This window comes from Flavobacterium sp. FlaQc-49 (genome assembly GCF_044005985.1).
GTDB lineage: Bacteria > Bacteroidota > Bacteroidia > Flavobacteriales > Flavobacteriaceae > Flavobacterium > Flavobacterium cupriresistens.
The window spans coordinates 69,412-85,887 of record NZ_JBIPCS010000015.1 but is presented as its reverse complement, the minus strand read 5'-3'; the positions used below and the strand labels follow the sequence as shown (position 1 = coordinate 85,887).

Genomic DNA, 16,476 nt, shown 5'->3' with positions numbered 1-16,476 from the left:
ATGAAAAAAATAATTACCCTAATCGGATTATTTATAGTGATGGCCGGCTTTTCGCAGACCAAAAACAAAACTGCTGATGCTCTTTTTGATAAAATGTGGTATTTAGAAGCCGCCAAAGCTTATGAATACGCCATAAAAGGAGGCGATCGTTCTATGGAAACCCTTCAAAGAGCCGGAGATTCGTATTATTTTAATACCGATATGCAGCAGGCAAACGAAAAATACCAATTGCTGATCGCGGAATATCCGAATGAGGTTTCGGCGGAATATCTTTTTCGTTACGCCCAGACTTTAGAAGGAATTCAAAACTATGAATTGGCTAAAAAGTGGTTGAAGAATTTCAGTAAAAAAGCAGAAGCCTCAGATGCGAGAAAGCAAAATTTCTCGCTGCAGGAAAATACAATCGAAAAAATTATGAATCTCGAACCCCAGTTCACCCTTCAAAATCTATCGATTAATTCTTCTTATTCTGATTTTGGACCTATGTTTTACAAAGGTCAGCTTATTTATTCGACATCTATAGATTCCTCTTATGCGGCCACAAGAAGATATGCCTGGAACGATCAGCCGTTTTTAAGTCTTCAGTTGGGAAAAATTAGTCCGTCGCAATCTGATGTGAGTCATGTCAGAAGATTTTCAAATGCACTTTATAGCAAATATCATGAGGCCTGTGTTGCTTTTTCGCCCGACGAAAACACCATTTATTTCACCCGAAATAATTACAATGGAAAACTCGGAAGAGATGGAAAAGGCAGGAACAATCTAAAACTATATTCTGCTACAGCCGTAACCAAAGAGGACAAAACAAGCTGGGAAAACATACAGGAACTTCCTTTTAACAGTGATGAATATTCAGTTGGACAGCCGAGTGTAAGCAAGGACGGAAAGAAACTTTATTTTATATCAGATATGCCCGGAACAATTGGTTCTACAGATGTTTTTGTAGTCGATATTTTGGGAGATAATAAATTTTCGCAAGCCAAAAATGTAGGTGATAAAGTCAACACCAGAGGACGCGAAATGTTTCCCTTCATTACAGATAAAACCTTATATTTTGCAAGCGATGGACATTTAGGTTTAGGTGGACTTGATGTTTTTGAAAGTCCAATAAAAGACGGTCTTTTTGAAAAACCGGTTAATCTTGGAGCACCCTTAAACAGCAATCTGGACGATTTTGCTTATATCGTTAACGAAGAAACTAATTTAGGTTTTGTGTCTTCCAACAGAAAATCCGGTAAAGGGGATGACGATATCTATTCTTTCGAAAGAACACCTATTTGTAAACAGCAGATTAAAGGGTTTGTTTTCAATGAAATTACAAAAGGAAAAATTGCAAATGCAACCGTGACTTTATATGCCGCCAATGGAGAAAAACTGGAAGAAACCACCTCAGGGGAATTAGGTGAATATCAATTTAAAACTCCGGTAGCCTGCAGCACCAGTTATAAAATTGAAGCGACCAAACAAGGATTTACGCCACTTGTACTCCCGGTTTTAACACAAGGCACTTCCGGAGAAACGGTGGTGGATTTAGGAATAAAGTCACCTCTGATTGTTAAAGAAGACGGTATTTTAAAAATAAAAATCGGAATAATTTTCTTTGACTTAGACAAATCCAATATCAGAAACGATGCTGCTATCGAATTAAACAAAGTCGTTTTATTAATGAATGAATATCCGGAAATGGTCATTAAAATCGAGTCCCACACCGATTCCAGAGCCAGAGACCATTATAACCTTATACTTTCAGACAAAAGAGCAAAATCCTCAAGAGATTATATCATTTCGCAAGGTATAGTCGCCGAGCGAATTGAAAGTGCCATTGGTTACGGTGAAACCAGACTAATCAACAATTGTAAAAATGGCGTTCCGTGTACAGAAGAACAACATCAGCAAAATAGACGTTCTGAGTTTATTATCATTAAGATGTAGTTTGTGAAATGTGATTTGTGAGATGTGATCTGTTAGCTGTTGAGTTTTCCTTGTCATTTCGAGGTACGAGAAATCACACAAGGTGGCTCCGTTTCCATTTTCCCCAATTTTGTCATACTGAGGAACGAAGTATCTTCACAAGTAATTCCGTAAAGTGAAGCTCAGCACTATCGATTCAGCAAACGTAGATCCTTCGTTCCTCAGGATGACAAACTGAATGTCTTTCTGTTGTGGAGGTCCTTGTGCGATTTCTCGGCTTCGCTCGAAATTGACATAGTTTGTGATAAAGTACACTCAGTTTATAGAATTTACTTCATAAAGTTTCTCCGTTTTTCAGAATTTAAATCTGACAGGTTTCAAAAACCTGTCAGATTTGGGTTTTAGTTATATAATTAAAGTCAAGGCTAACTCCGCTCAGAGAGACAAAATGTATAGAATATCGCCTGCTAAAATACCCCGTTTCGTTTATCGATCCACACTTTGGAATTTGGAATTTAAAAAATTGGAATTTTAGAAGATATCTCGTTAGTACAAATAAAAAAAGAGACTATTTCACTTGCGAAATAGTCTCTTAAATACGGATATTATCTTTCTTATTTAATTTCCGTTATAAACTCACTTTTAGGAGTTCTCACTTTTTTCATATTAACTAACCAGTCATTCGCTTCATCTCTGTAACCAAGCGTTAGTATTACGGCACTTTTAAGACCAAGTTCATTCAGACCTAAGAGTTTATCAACTTCTGCAGGAACAAAACCTTCCATTGGTGTTGCGTCTACTTCTTGTTCTGCAGCAGCAGCAAGTGCTATACCGAAAGAAATATAAGCTTGTCTTGCAGCGTGATTGGCATGCCATTCCTGACCAAGTGGCTCATACATTCCCCAAAGTGAATTTTTGTAATCGTCCATAGTATTGGCAGGCAATCCTCTTTCGGCAAGTGTTCTGTCGAATACAGTTGAGATTTTTTCTAATGAATAACCGTCCCAAGCTGCGAAAACCAATACGTGAGAAGCGTCTGTAATCTGGCTTTGATCGAAAGCTACTACTCTTAATTTTTCTTTTACTTCTTTATTAGAAATTACAAAAATCTGGTACGGTTGTATACCGGATGACGAAGGAGCTAGTTTTGCCGCTTCCAGGATGTAATCGATTTTTTCTTGTGGGACAACTTGTCCGTTCATTTTTTTAGTAGCATAACGCCACTCGAGTGCTTTTATTAAGTCCATATTCTTGATGTTAAATTTAAATTGTATTCAAATGTAAAAACTTTAAATGTATTTTTGTCATTCGATTACCAAAAGTAACCGTAACATTGAGGTAACTAACTGACATTTCATGATAAAAGAGCCCGAACACGATCTGAAAAAATGCAATCAACATATGATGGCAGTGCACGATGCCATGTATATTCTGAACGGAAGATGGAAAATTTCGATTATTGCATCCTTATGTTTTAATACTTTACGATTCACAGATTTACTTAGAGAAGTAGAAGGAATTTCGGGTAAGATGTTAAGCAGGGAATTAAAAAATCTGGAAGAAAATCAATTAGTAACCCGCACGGTTCTTGATACGAAACCAATCACCGTCGAATATAAACTAACGGATTATGGCCACACCTTAAAAGAAGTTATAGACTCTTTGGCAAAGTGGGGACATAATCACAGAAAGAAAATAACAGGAAAAGAATACGCTTAACTCTTTAATACTGATGCCCTTTGGAAGAAACTCTGACTGGCCAGTTTTTGTTCCGCTTCCTCAATTGCTTTTAAGAGATTATTTTGGTTATCTGAAATCTCTGTTAGTACATTTCGAATAAGATTCCAGACAGGTTGCATTTTTACGACAAGCTCTTTGCCTTTGACGGTAAGTACAATTAATCGTTTCCTTTCATCGAGTTTATCTTTTTTAGAGCTGATAATTTTTAGCTTTTCCAATTCTTTCAATAAACTTATAGTCGACGGATGGGTGTAGCCAATTTCGTTTGCAATTTCTACTACGCTTAACATTTCTTTTATATGTAAAGTATAAATGACAGGAAACCATTTCGGTTCAAAATCAATATCAAATGATTTGTAAACCAAAGCACCATCCTTTCGCAGCTGTTCGCTCAGTCGTTGTAGTCTGGTTGATAAGGCTAAAACACCTATTTCGTCTATTATATTCATTTTATTTGATTTAGTTGTAGCTGACGGAATACATTGTCGGCTTGCATTAATGGAAAATCATGCGGGAGTGCTTCTTTTTCTATTGCAATAAAATTATTTCTTTCATAAAATCGCAAGGCGGCCTGTAAAATAGAAACAGTTCCCAAATATAAGTTACTTAATCCGTTTTCTTTGCTGTATGTGATTAGTTGTTCTAATAGCTGCTGGGCAATATTGTATTCTTTACCTCTGTACTCTTTTAAAACAAACATTTTTCTGACGGCAGCATTTTCTTCATTAAATTTTACCAAGGCAATGGTGCCCACTAGTTTTTCGTCAATAAAAGCGCCAAGAAAACAACCGCCTGATTCGTAATAAAAATTCTTAATGTTTAATAAATCCGGCTGATCTTCTAAAGTAATGGCGACATTAAATTCGTTTTGTTGAATGTTTAAAATCAAATTTATGATTTCTCTTTCGTATTCGTTTTGGATAGGTTTGATCTGCATTTTTATAAGTATTAAATATAAGTACAAAACTACGTAGTTGAATACATATATCCAAATAAAAAAACTGAAAATCGTATGGATTGGATTTTCAGTTCATTGTAATAGTTAAAATTTAGTATAAAAATTTAGTTATTGGTTTACTAAATAAACAGTCCTTTATTTTCCGATTTTGTAGATCGATGCATTAGAACCATCTGTAACGGCATATAAAGCCCCGTCTTTTCCTTCTAAAACATCTCTGAATCGGCTTTTGTAGGTTGTAAGCAAACGTTCTTCGCCGATGACAACATTGTCCTTAAGTACTAATCTCACGACATGCTGACCACTTAAAGCGGCTACAAATAAATTATTTGCCCATTCATTAATTTGATTGCCTGAGTAAAAAGTAATCCCACTTGGCGAAATTACCGGATCCCAATAATAAACCGGCTGTTCCAAACCACTTTTGGTTGTAATTCCTTGACCAATAGGGCTACCACTATATTCAAGTCCATAACTGATTGTTGGCCAACCATAGTTTTTGCTTGCTGTGATTTTATTGATTTCATCACCTCCCAGCGGACCTAATTCAGCCTCCCACAGCTCTCCCGTAACCGGATGAATGGCGAGACCCTGAACATTTCGGTGTCCGTAAGAATAAATCTCCGGCAATACACCTGTTTGTCCAATAAAAGGATTTCCGGTTGCAGCCGCTCCGTTTTTGGTAATGCGAACTATTTTTCCGAGAGCCGCATCTAATTTTTGAGCCAATGGTCTTGACTGTATATCGGAGCGCTCTCCGGTACTCACAAAAAGATTGCCTTGTTTGTCCCAAGCAAGACGCGAACCATAATGAAGGGTACTGTTAAATTCCGGAATAGCTTTGTAGATTACTACTGCATTTTCAATTTTTGTTTCGTCGGCAGAAAGTTTTCCTTTTGCTACTGCAGTTGCCGTACCATTCGTTCCGGTTTGCGAAAAACTCCAATAAACCATTCTGTTAGTAGCGAAGTCAGGATCTACAGCAACGTCCAGTAAACCACCTTGTCCGCTACTGTTTACGGCTGGAATTCCGGTAATAGTTCCGCCCACTGTTCCTGCCTGAGTTACAATTCGCATAGTACCATTTTTTTGGGTGACCAAAATTCTTCCGTCAGGTAAGTTTTCCATTCCCCAAGGGTTGGTTAAACCTGTTGCAAAAACTTTAACGGTGTATTCTGTTTTGGTTTTTACACCTCCAATTCTGGTTTGTCCTTTAAAAGCCGGGTTGTATTTGGAGTTTGCCGGATTCGTTTCTACAGGTGGCAAGGTTGCTGTTGCTTCTTCTTCTTTTTCGTCGGTTGTATTTGATTTGTCATTGTTGCAGGATGCTTGCAAAAGCGCGATCAATACAACGGAAAAACACAAGAAAATTGGCCTGTTTTTTAGAAAATGTCTTTTCATAAATGTCATTTTTTAAGGTTAGAATTGGGTTTCATTAAATGTAACAATTTTGGAATTATTTTGTCGTTGAAAGAATTACATAATTCCCATGTCTTGAAAAATAATAAGTTACGAGGTCTGAAAGCTTTTACAAGATTTAATTTACCGGACTAACCTCAGCGAATTTTCAGGATTTTCAGCTTTAATTTGGAAGTTTTAGTTGTACTCTTTTTTTTCAATTCTCGGTAGTTTTATACATCGGATTTTGGCATCAAATAAATCTAACAAAATTAGCCTAAAAGTGAATTTTTGAAACAATTTTTCATTTCTCAGATGGTCACGTAAAGTATATCTTTGGTTGTTACACGAAGAAAAAAAAACAATTATAAAAAAGGAATTATGATAGTTTTAGGGGACAAAGAACATTATAAAGGAATTGGCCAGATTAAGTATGAAGGAAAGGATTCTGATAATCCGCTAGCTTTCAGATATTACAATCCGGAGCAAATTGTTGCGGGGAAAACGATGCGGGAACATTTTAAATTTGCCATTTCGTATTGGCATAGCTTTGGCGGAAACGGGTCGGACTTATTTGGACAAGGCACTCATCATTTTGCGTGGAATGAAGCAAGAGAGCCGATCAGAGCGGCAAAAATCAGAGCCGATGCGGCATTTGAATTTATAAGTAAAATGGGATTTGATTATTTTTGTTTTCATGACTTTGACCTGGTTCAGGAGGGAGAAAATCTAGGACAATCTGAAGTACGATTGGCTACGATGACTTCGTACTTGAATGAAAAAAAAGCAGGCTCGGAAATTAAGGTGCTTTGGGGGACAGCAAATTGTTTTTCGAATGCCCGTTATATGAATGGTGCCGCAACCAATCCTGATTTTAAGATATTGGCCAGAGCTGCCGCACAGGTAAAATTAGCGATAGATGCTACTATTGCTTTAGGTGGGGAAAATTATGCTTTTTGGGGTGGAAGAGAAGGTTATATGTCTTTACTGAACACCGATATGAAACGCGAATTGGATCATATGGGACAATTTCTGATTCAAGCAAGGGATTATGCAAGAGCCCAAGGGTTTAAAGGAAATTTTTTGTTAGAACCTAAACCTATGGAGCCTTTGAAACACCAATATGATTTTGATTGTGCTACTACAGTTGGTTTTTTACGTCAATATGGTTTGGAGAAAGATTTCAAAATAAATATTGAGGTCAACCATGCCACACTGGCGCAGCATACGTTCCAACATGAACTTGAAGTGGCGGCTCAATCCGGAATGTTAGGGAGTATTGATGCCAACAGAGGTGATTACCAAAACGGCTGGGATACTGCTCAATTTCCAAATAATATACAAGAGGTTACAGAAGCGATGTTGGTTTTTCTAAAAGCAGGTGGTCTTCAGGGTGGCGGAGTGAATTTTGATGCTAAAATAAGAAGGAATTCTACCGATATGGAAGATATTTTCTTAGCTCATATTGGAGGTGTAGATACTTTCGCAAGAGCTTTATTGACTGCGGATAAAATTATAACTTCATCCCCATATGATAGTTTAAGAAAGCAACGGTACAATTCTTTTGATTCGGGGAAGGGAAAAGAGTTTGAAGAAGGCAAATTAAATTTTACCGATTTATATCACATTGCGAAAGAAAATGATCCAATTGAATTACAAAGTGGAAAACAAGAACTTTTTGAGAATATTATTAATCGCTATATATAATCTGACGTTTTGAAAAAAAGAAAGACGACTCTCAAGACGTCTTTCTTTTGCTGCTTTTTGTGTAAGTCATTTTATATTTAATTCAAGTTGCGGGTTAATTATTCTTTTTTAACCTGTTACTATTTGAATGGACTCCAGCTTTAGTTCAATGTGATTAAGTTAAGATATTTTTTTCACGCAGATTTTGGAGATTCAGCGGATTTTTTATATTTCAATCCGCTAAAATCTGGGTGAGACTTTTTTTTAACAATCCTAATAACTTGTTTCATTTTGGAGATAAGAGAACTGGCAACTTGAATTATTTAGTATTGCTATTGAAAAATTCACACTATTTCATATCTGAAAAAAAGCTTACTTCTCCTTTTGCCGTTATTTGAAGCACCGAATTTTTTCCGTCTTTAGAAACCTCAACAAAGTAGTTATCAGTATCCGCAAACTTCTTATCATACCACAATAGATTAGAGTCATTGCTTTCATTATCATCATAAAAAGACACTTGCTTTTTAGTATACTCTTTGTATTTATCGTTTATTATTTTTAATGCTTTTGCCGGTAAATCTGTGATGTTTTTAGCGGTCATGGTTCCTACCAGTTTTGAGTTTGCGTCATAAAAAGCAGTACTAGCAGCTCCGTCTTTTGTGAAGCTGGCTTCATCATAATAATCGGAGCGTTTCCATTTTGCAGCGGTAGCATTTCCAAAATCGGATTTAAACTGATCTCTGGTAGTACTACTTACATCCTGTCCTTCTAATTTGCGAAGTTCTTTTCTTAGATCCTGTTTTTCTTTTTTCGCATTTGGATCGTTTTTATCTACTGCTTTTAGTTCACTCTTTATTTGTGTTTCTTCTGCTGTCTGAGCTTGTGAAACCGAAACATTTACCATTATGGCAACTAACAATACAATTATTTTTTTCATAATTTTAAAATTTAGTTTTTGTTAATGATTTAAGTTCTGAAATAGGTATTATAAGTGATTTACTTCGTTAATGTCTCCTGTATTCCCGTGTATCTCCTAAAAGAATTATCGGAGGCTTTCTTAGTGTTTTTTTATTTTTGAATGACTTTGTCAGAGCGGAAATAACTATTTTGAAAAAAAAATATAATTATTTGAATGTAAGGTTGTTACGTGTTTTAAGTATTACACGTTAGTATAGTAAAGTTACATATTTAAAATGAAAATTGGGTTAAATGAAGCATGTCCTTCGACATTGAAGTTATCCTACCGCTTTACATCAATGTTATTAAGTCGAAATATTTTTTCACGCAGATTCTGCGGATTTTTTTTATTTCAATCTGCTAAAATCTGCGTGAGACTTTTTTTGATAATCCTTAAATTAATTACAGTACGCTTTACATTGCTAAATTTTTTAGTCTGTCGGGATTGATAAAATTTAATGGTTTGCAATAGCGTAATTTTATAAACGTAAAGCGAACAGGAATGGCAGTCTGATTACTTTTTTTTCTTCATTTTTTTCAGGTAATCACTTTTTGCCGCAGGATACTTAGCAAAAGTCAGCGCAAAGCTAAAATCTCCAAATTTAGAGTTGTTTATAGTATCTCTTGAGTAAGGAGCAATTGTACTGAAAATATGACAGTCGAAGCACGTTTTGGTGGATTGTACATAGGTTTCCATTGTAGAATTGGCTATTACCGTACCTGCACCACTAAGCATTGTTGATCTATTTATATTTCTTGGTACCCGAATTGGAACAGTAGGATCAGGCTGAATACTCTGCGACCATATTACATCAATTAACTCATAATATTGCCAAACCGAATTGGGATAAAATTTCTTGATTTTTCGTTGCATCAGAGCATTAATAGGGGCGGCATTATTTTTATCAATACTGTTTACGCGAACGGTTTGTATGGGTACCGGACCTGCCTGATTCAGATAATAACGAGGAGGGGTATTAGGAATACAGGGTACAATTACGAGTGAATCCCCATTTGGAGTACGAATTTTGACTTCGCGGTCTTTACATTTGGGATCGTAAAAATTGTAGCCGTCTGGAGGAGCAGATGCGGTATTTAAATTATCCCTGTCAGGGACATTGTCTATGTGCTCAAACGTAGCCCATACCCATGTAGGCTGATTTTGTGTTTTATGCAGTATGTGCAATCCCACGAGTGCCACAACTGTCCTTCTTAGCCTTCTTGTAATCGGATCTAATACAATGGCTTTAGATAATTTATATCTTTTCCATTTCGATAATTCCGGCTTCACTACTTCCATCCATGCTGCTTTTAATTCGATAGCACCAACGATTCCGTTGTATTCCCCTTGCGGAAAATTAATGGGTAGATTCCGTTTTATAGTGTCATGTTGTACTTTGGCATTGTAAAATCCTTTCTCAACAATAAAGTCATAGTAGTCTTTGTTTAGCATAATTTCATACCACAAATTAGTGAAGTTTTGTGCTCCCAGCCAGCTTGGCTTGCCAACAGGTGATGCCTGATCGGGAGTGAAAGTGATTGCGGCACCGTTTTCTTCAATTTTATTGACAAATGTCAACAGTTTTGTATCTGTTTTATTGAAAAGAAGTTTCTGTGTTTTGAACATGCGGCTGTATTCGTCAGATACCATAGTTCCCCATGCAGGTGGTCTTGAACCGTCATCTTTAAACATTACTTCTCTGTGCATATAAGTTTCCCATTGCACAAAAGAATAATCATGTGGTGTACCAAAATCAGAAGACGGATTTGTAGGCCAGTTCAAAGAAATAAATTGCTGCCATGCAAAGCAATCGGCTAAGATCTGATGATTAAAAGTGAATAAATCGCCGGGTACTATATTATGAAAGGTTATAGGGAGAATATAGCTTGTTGAGTCGGTAGCATAACAATTGCAGGTATTGGTCTTGGTTGGGATAATAGCGGTATAAGAGGAGTCGGAGTTTCCAAGTTTTGCTTTTGTACTAATAGCGGCAAGTGGGATTATTACCACTCCCAGCCATAATATCTTTTTAGAAAGTATCGTTTTTATATTCATTGTTTCCAGGGTTTAAAAGAAAATAAAAGGGAAAACAGCAAGATTCGAATTGGATTCCTGCTTAATAGTTTTCCCTAATAATAGTAAATTAGTGTATTAGCCAATAGTAATTTTAACCGCTATACTGCCAATATTATCAACAAAACCGGCTCCGTAAGTGCCGTTTAGATCATCATTAATGCACAATTCCAATTCTCCCTGAAGATTATCGGGAACAGTAGTTCCCATACCAACAGGAAATAGGGTACTGCCTACTCGTCCTATTAAAGAACCATCATTTTGTCCCGGCAGGGTATAACCGTCTTGAGCGGCTCTAAAGTTTGGAGTTCCTGAAGCGTCGTACAATTGCCCGTTATTATCATCCGGATTTGATGTCCAGAGTCCGCTGTGGTACGCAATTTTTACCGGAGTTCCCGGAATCACTGTCACTCCCATATTTTGCCATTTCACATTGGCTTCTACTCTTCTGGGGGTGACTGTAAGCATTGCGAGCATTGCCTTACTTTGATTTTGACCGACATTGGTAACAAAAATGCCGTGTGATCCTGACGCAGCATTTGCGCCTACGTTTACGGAAATGTACAAAGCCGTATAACTGCCGGGCATACTATTTCCGGGTACGGCATAGTCGATGTTGACGCTGACAGAAGTAACCTCTGCTGTAATGTTAGCATCAGTAAAAGTTATTCTTGGAAAAGTGGAACGATTACCGGGTCTTGCAGTACAGGAGTCACAGATCAATACCATGGGTACCCGGTTTGCCGAGTTAGAAATGGCTGGCGGAATAAAAGTACTGTTACTTAATAACGGAATAGGATTATTAACAGGATTAGGAACTTTATATTCATACATAGCCAAAAAGTAGTCCTGATGAAAAAGTTGTAAGGGCTGGGCAAAAGTATTGGCCTCGTCCGGTGTACCTACGGCATTATAGCCTCTGGGTGCCACAGGACTGTCAAAAGAGCTGGCAACAATTTGTACTTGAAAAGTAGCCGCCACCTGTGATCCCCATAAAATAGGTTCCTTACCTATGGTTATATCACTAATTGTATAATTTTTTCGATCCGCCTCGGTAATTTCAAATACAGCATGAAGTATAAAATTACCCGGTAAACGATTGCCGAATTGATCTCTTAGATCTCTGTATCCTCGCGTAATTTTCCAAAATTTAGAGGCTTCATCGCGATCGGGAGTTTCATAATTTCCAAAGTTAGGCATTTGAATGTACAATCCCGGAGGATCCGTAATGGTTGCTACTTGCGGTATGTTGTTGCTAAGTAGGCCAGTAACAACATTATTTACATTGCCGCCAATGGCAGGATCGCTGTTACGGTTTTTTTGTCCGTATTGTGCGAAACATAATAAATCGTTGTAGGATCTTGGTGGCCACCTGGTGTCACCTGTAGCCGGATTATTGCGTTGTACCGTTGCGGCAGTAGCCAATCCGATTTCGGTTTGTAACGTATTTGGGGTACTGGTCAAATGCATGGCACCACCTGATGATCTGGTAGATGTAGTACCAACGTTCCATTTATTTAACGGATTGTAAACCGGGCCACGTGTAATAGGATTTACAGCACCTCTTAGGCTTAAGTCGGCAAGGGTAATTTCGGGTTTGCCCAGTGTTGATCGATACAGTTCCACTACTTTATTGTGGTCAATTAGCCACAGACTGTTCCAGTATTCCGGATTTTCGCAGGTAAAGTCAATTCGAATAATTTTGTTCAGTTCGTTTCTTGTAACGGCCCATTCACAATATTCATCCTGCCAGCCTCTCGGTCCATAAGGAAAATAGGGAATAGTTTCGGTTGGTATACCACAGGGATTGTTTTTGATATGTGACGGCATTATACCTGTATCTGCGATTTCATTTAATTTAAATTGTGGAACATTTGGAAAATTAAAAGCCAGTCTTCCGGGGAAGGCAGACCATGCCATAGGAAATGTTCTACCTCGCGGATTGTTTTCTATGGGATTGTAATAATTGGTTGTACTTGGTGCATTTGTCACATTCCAGGGATTGTTTAACATACCTTGTTGTGTAAAATCATTCAGGTTTGAACTCCATAAAGTATTCAACGCTATCTGTTTTGCACGATCACCTTGAAAATCCTGTATTGCAGCCGGTGTTCTGAATTGAAAATCAACAGCTGAATTATTGATTATAGCAATGTCATCCTGTTCGTTTGTGTCTTTTGTTTCCATAATATTAGTTTTTTGATTGGTCTTACTCGTATGGCTTTTCAGTACTCGCCCCGTTTTTTAAAGTGGGTTCAGGACTCCACATTATTCCTTTGTAATCTGGATTGTGTGGCAGATAAAATGGTATTGCGATAAAGTAAAAGAGGGGTGTAAAAAGAATGGAGCGTGTAGGATAGAGTTTGGACGAGTAAAATTAGAAACAATAGTTGTAAGAAATTAGCGTAGAAATACCTGTTTTAAGTATTTGGTAATCAGTGAATTGTTGTTATTTTTGATCTGGTATTTTTGTTTAAAAGAAAAGCCCGTCTTACAATTTGTAAAACGGGCTTTGGAGAAAATTTTGAACTGTATTAGGAACCGGGAACGCATCTGATTGATGCGTTCTGTAATAAACTCAAAGAGAAGAAATGACAAAGTTTTGATTTTTATAGTATCGGAACAAATGATCATAAATCAGTAGTTCATACGTTCTTTGCTTAGAATTGTATTGTCGGTTAAGCATCATGTGGATATGAGCCGAGAGAAATTGATCGAGAGGGATTTCGATTTTAGCCTTAATTTCTAATGCCATTTTGTTGCTTTTTTTGGTTTTAGCATCCACAATTTTTAGGATTGCGCCAAAATGGTTTTTAGATTCAGAAGACAAGATTTTATGTATTTGTGGAGATAGAACCTGATAGTTTTTTGCTAACTCTTTTTTTTGTTCTTTGTCACTTTCGAATTCCTGTTTAAAAGTTGTTTGCAAGCGATCCATCAAGGATAATTTTTCCTGATTTGATAATTGAAAAGAATTTAGAAACGAATCGATTGCATAAAAACTGAATAATAAAGGAAGTTCCTGTTGCTTAAACAAGGGTTTAATTTGGATATACTGCAGTATCATTTCACTGTCTCTGTAAAAGAGGCTTTCTGAAGTAATCATAGTTGTTTTGCCGTACCGCTCTATTTCTCTTTTATAAGTATCTGCTTGTAGGGTCCAGACCACATTTTGTTGTATCAGTTCCTTAAAAATAGAGTAGAAGGCTTGTATGGCAACGGATAAATGAGCCGGATTTTCTATTAAAAAACGAATACGGAGATGCTCTTCAGGATCTCTGTAGCGAATAAAGAACCATTTTGTAATGATTTTTTTGTGTTGCAAATGGGTGATAACAGGTTCTAGTTTTTCCAGTAAAACAGCATCGGAAGTTTTTACTCCGGTATAAATCTTATAGTACAACCATTCGCTGCCTAAACAAAAATCTCTTTGCATTTTTTATACTTTTTCTTTAAAATAGGAGAGTATAATCTGGTTAGAAAAAGAATCCCCTGTATTATTTTTTACAACTGATTTTTCTGTGAATAAAAATTCTTCAAGGAAAAAATCTTCTTTTTGTTTCACAGCATTTAAAAATAAAGCAATTCCTATTGGAGATTCAAAATCAAACAATAACGTATTGTCGGAATGAACCCAATTGGCAAAACGCGGAATATTTCTGCCTGATCTCCAATTAAAAAAAGCTTCCGTCAGTAGCTTTTGATCTGTTTGATAAAAAGGTACTATTTCTTCTTTTCGGACTCTCCATTTCGCTTTTGAAAGTATAATGTCATTGTAAATTACTCTTGGAAAAAAATCATAATCAGTCTCTAAAACGCCCCAATTAAACGAGTAGGCCGGTTTTTTATGCTGTAGTCCAAGATCACCCAAAAAATGATATAAGGGTAGTGAATTCTTAGAGAAGTTATGCGCATTAGATAAATAAGGCAGTACTTCTTTATTGTATTTTCGGGAGCGCAAAACAATTTTTTGGGCCGTCACAGCAATATACAAATCGTCTAAATCTAAGTTATTTTCTCTTGTAACACCGGGCGTACAGAGGTAACTAATTTCATGTTTTCGGAGGATAGGTCTTTTTAGTATATTTCCTGTTCTGGACTCGGGAATATGCACGACTTCGGCCAGTATTTTATCATGATAATATTCCTCTTCTTTTTTTACGATCTCTTTGGTGAGGTTATGAATAGCAGTATTACCGTTGCAAAAACGCCCCAATAGCTTTGCAGCACTTATATTTCCGGCTGAGGTTAAAGCAATTTTATCATCATTAAAAAGCTCAATCATTACCGAAAAAGTAACTGGTGTATTCTTAAAATGGTCATCAAAATCCGGAAAGTCCTTTTCGGTTAGTACGATATTTTCCTCGTTGTTAAAAAGACAATTGTGGAGCTTCTTTTGTAGAATATAATCAAAAGCGGTCCAAATCTGTTTTTTTTCTTTTGATTGTTTAGGACGAAATGAGAAATTTTCCAGTATTTCGTGCGTGTCATTCATCTCCTGATTTTGCAGATAACCAATCCCGATTTCTGTATCGAGTACAGTTGCCAGAGGCATTTCTTTGGATTCGTATCTTTTAAGAAAAGCTTTTTTAAAATTCTCAAGATTTTCGGATTTTTTCTGAACCTGAATGCCGTTTAGAAATTGAATCGCTTTGAGCACTTTTCTAGACACATTTTTATTCAAATTATTGTTTAGAGTTGCCGTATTCAAGTCCGTTTGAAAAAGGTATTTTTCTTCATAACGGGTTTCGATAGCTTCAATAGTCTGTTTGACTTGTTCATAAGACTCCTTTTTAGGAACTAAAGTTGTGTCCAGATCAGAAAGTTTTTCTTTTAGATTTTCAAGTAATCGTATTTCTTTACCAAAAAGAGGAATGGTATCAAGAATAGAAAAGACTCTTTTCCATTCATCAGTTCCGGTTACAGCCGCATCTAATTCACTTACTAAAAACTGAAAAGAAATTAATTGCTGAATAAATGCCTGAGCCTCTTTTTTTTCGGATGCATCTGCTGCTAAAAAAAGCGCCATTTCATCTACCGTACATCCTGATTTTGTCTGAAGCAAAATTTGTTTCAACAAATCAGATTTACGTAATGCCGATATCGTATGTTCTCGTTTTGTACCAACATACTTATATTCGATGAATCGAAAAAAATCGCCTATTTCGTAAATGGAAGAGTTGGGAAAATACTTCAGATGAGGAGCTACTTTTTTTCTATTTGCCGTATCCTGAAGCATGGCAACCCAATATTGCATATCAAATTGCGTAAACCGTGTATGTTCGGCAATCGAGTTTAAGGTAATATGAGTGGCCGCAGTATGTAAGCTGCCCACAGAACATCCGGCGAATAATCCGAAAGGGGTACAGCGGGAAGACATTCTGGCGACATACTTTAAAAAACTAAGCTCTAATCCTGTTTTTTTTTCTTGGGATAATGTTGGCATTTCCGCTGCCCATTTGTCTAATTGTTGGCGTAATTCGGGAGAAGCCAGATTAATGGCTTCTTTTATAACAGGGTCTTTATAGAATTCTACCGCTTTTTCAGAGGAGTAGCCTTTTAGCAGTCCGAGATAAGCGGACAGTGGAAATAAGGGTGTTCTAAGTACGTATTCTGAAAAGCTGTTGATTTTAAAATCAGACATTATTTTTTCTGTTTGTTTATTTTTCAGCAAGTTCCTGGATCTGTTATAATTTGCTTTATTTCTGTGGTAGTAAAATTCCAACCGTTTAGGTCATCTTTATAGCCGTTG

General features: G+C 36.7%; 12 protein-coding genes. 3 read left to right on the top strand and 9 right to left on the bottom strand.

Annotated features, from left to right (window positions below):
- Window positions 1-1,932 (top strand): OmpA family protein, encoded by a 1,932-nt coding sequence (locus ACHRV3_RS21235; protein WP_395435553.1) that lies wholly within the window; start codon window positions 1-3, stop codon window positions 1,930-1,932.
- 593 nt (window positions 1,933-2,525) lie between these two features.
- Here ACHRV3_RS21235 and ACHRV3_RS21230 read toward each other — a convergent pair.
- A complete protein-coding gene (locus ACHRV3_RS21230) occupies window positions 2,526-3,158 on the bottom strand; it encodes an NAD(P)H-dependent oxidoreductase (protein WP_395435552.1) in 633 nt (210 codons plus the stop codon).
- A gap of 109 nt (window positions 3,159-3,267) precedes the next feature.
- Here ACHRV3_RS21230 and ACHRV3_RS21225 point away from each other — a divergent pair, with 109 nt between their 5' ends.
- Complete coding sequence (locus ACHRV3_RS21225) at window positions 3,268-3,630, top strand: winged helix-turn-helix transcriptional regulator (RefSeq protein ID WP_395435551.1); 363 nt, start codon at window positions 3,268-3,270, stop codon at window positions 3,628-3,630.
- On the opposite strand, the gene ACHRV3_RS21220 is transcribed toward ACHRV3_RS21225, so the two are convergent.
- From ACHRV3_RS21220 to ACHRV3_RS21210, 3 genes are all read right to left on the bottom strand, one after another.
- The gene (locus ACHRV3_RS21220) at window positions 3,627-4,100 is read right to left on the bottom strand and encodes a MarR family winged helix-turn-helix transcriptional regulator (RefSeq protein WP_395435550.1); all 474 of its coding nucleotides are present in this window, start codon (window positions 4,098-4,100) and stop codon (window positions 3,627-3,629) included. The two genes, ACHRV3_RS21225 and ACHRV3_RS21220, sit on opposite strands and share 4 nt — an antisense overlap.
- Complete coding sequence (locus ACHRV3_RS21215; RefSeq protein ID WP_205625367.1) at window positions 4,097-4,588, bottom strand: GNAT family N-acetyltransferase; 492 nt, start codon at window positions 4,586-4,588, stop codon at window positions 4,097-4,099. The genes ACHRV3_RS21220 and ACHRV3_RS21215 overlap by 4 nt, the downstream gene beginning before the upstream one ends.
- A 156-nt stretch (window positions 4,589-4,744) precedes the next feature.
- Entirely contained in the window at window positions 4,745-6,010 is a 1,266-nt protein-coding gene (locus tag ACHRV3_RS21210; RefSeq protein WP_395435549.1) for a PQQ-dependent sugar dehydrogenase, read from the bottom strand.
- A 378-nt stretch (window positions 6,011-6,388) separates the two neighbouring features.
- Here ACHRV3_RS21210 and xylA point away from each other — a divergent pair, with 378 nt between their 5' ends.
- Complete coding sequence (gene xylA, locus ACHRV3_RS21205; RefSeq protein ID WP_395435548.1) at window positions 6,389-7,714, top strand: xylose isomerase; 1,326 nt, start codon at window positions 6,389-6,391, stop codon at window positions 7,712-7,714.
- 328 nt (window positions 7,715-8,042) lie between these two features.
- Here the strand turns inward: xylA and ACHRV3_RS21200 are convergent, their stop codons facing one another.
- The 5 genes from ACHRV3_RS21200 to ACHRV3_RS21180 form a co-directional block, all read right to left on the bottom strand.
- Window positions 8,043-8,630 (bottom strand): hypothetical protein, encoded by a 588-nt coding sequence (locus ACHRV3_RS21200; RefSeq protein ID WP_395435547.1) that lies wholly within the window; start codon window positions 8,628-8,630, stop codon window positions 8,043-8,045.
- A gap of 534 nt (window positions 8,631-9,164) precedes the next feature.
- On the bottom strand, window positions 9,165-10,706 hold the full coding sequence (locus ACHRV3_RS21195; RefSeq protein WP_395435546.1) for a hypothetical protein: 1,542 nt from the start codon (window positions 10,704-10,706) through the stop codon (window positions 9,165-9,167).
- Between the two features lie 96 nt (window positions 10,707-10,802).
- On the bottom strand, window positions 10,803-12,911 hold the full coding sequence (locus tag ACHRV3_RS21190) for a hypothetical protein (protein WP_395435545.1): 2,109 nt from the start codon (window positions 12,909-12,911) through the stop codon (window positions 10,803-10,805).
- Between the two features lie 391 nt (window positions 12,912-13,302).
- Window positions 13,303-14,160, bottom strand: a complete 858-nt coding sequence (locus tag ACHRV3_RS21185) for a thiopeptide-type bacteriocin biosynthesis protein (protein WP_395435544.1) — start codon at window positions 14,158-14,160, stop codon at window positions 13,303-13,305.
- A 3-nt stretch (window positions 14,161-14,163) separates the two neighbouring features.
- Entirely contained in the window at window positions 14,164-16,368 is a 2,205-nt protein-coding gene (locus tag ACHRV3_RS21180) for a lantibiotic dehydratase family protein (RefSeq protein ID WP_395435543.1), read from the bottom strand.
- Window positions 16,369-16,476: the final 108 nt, after the last annotated feature.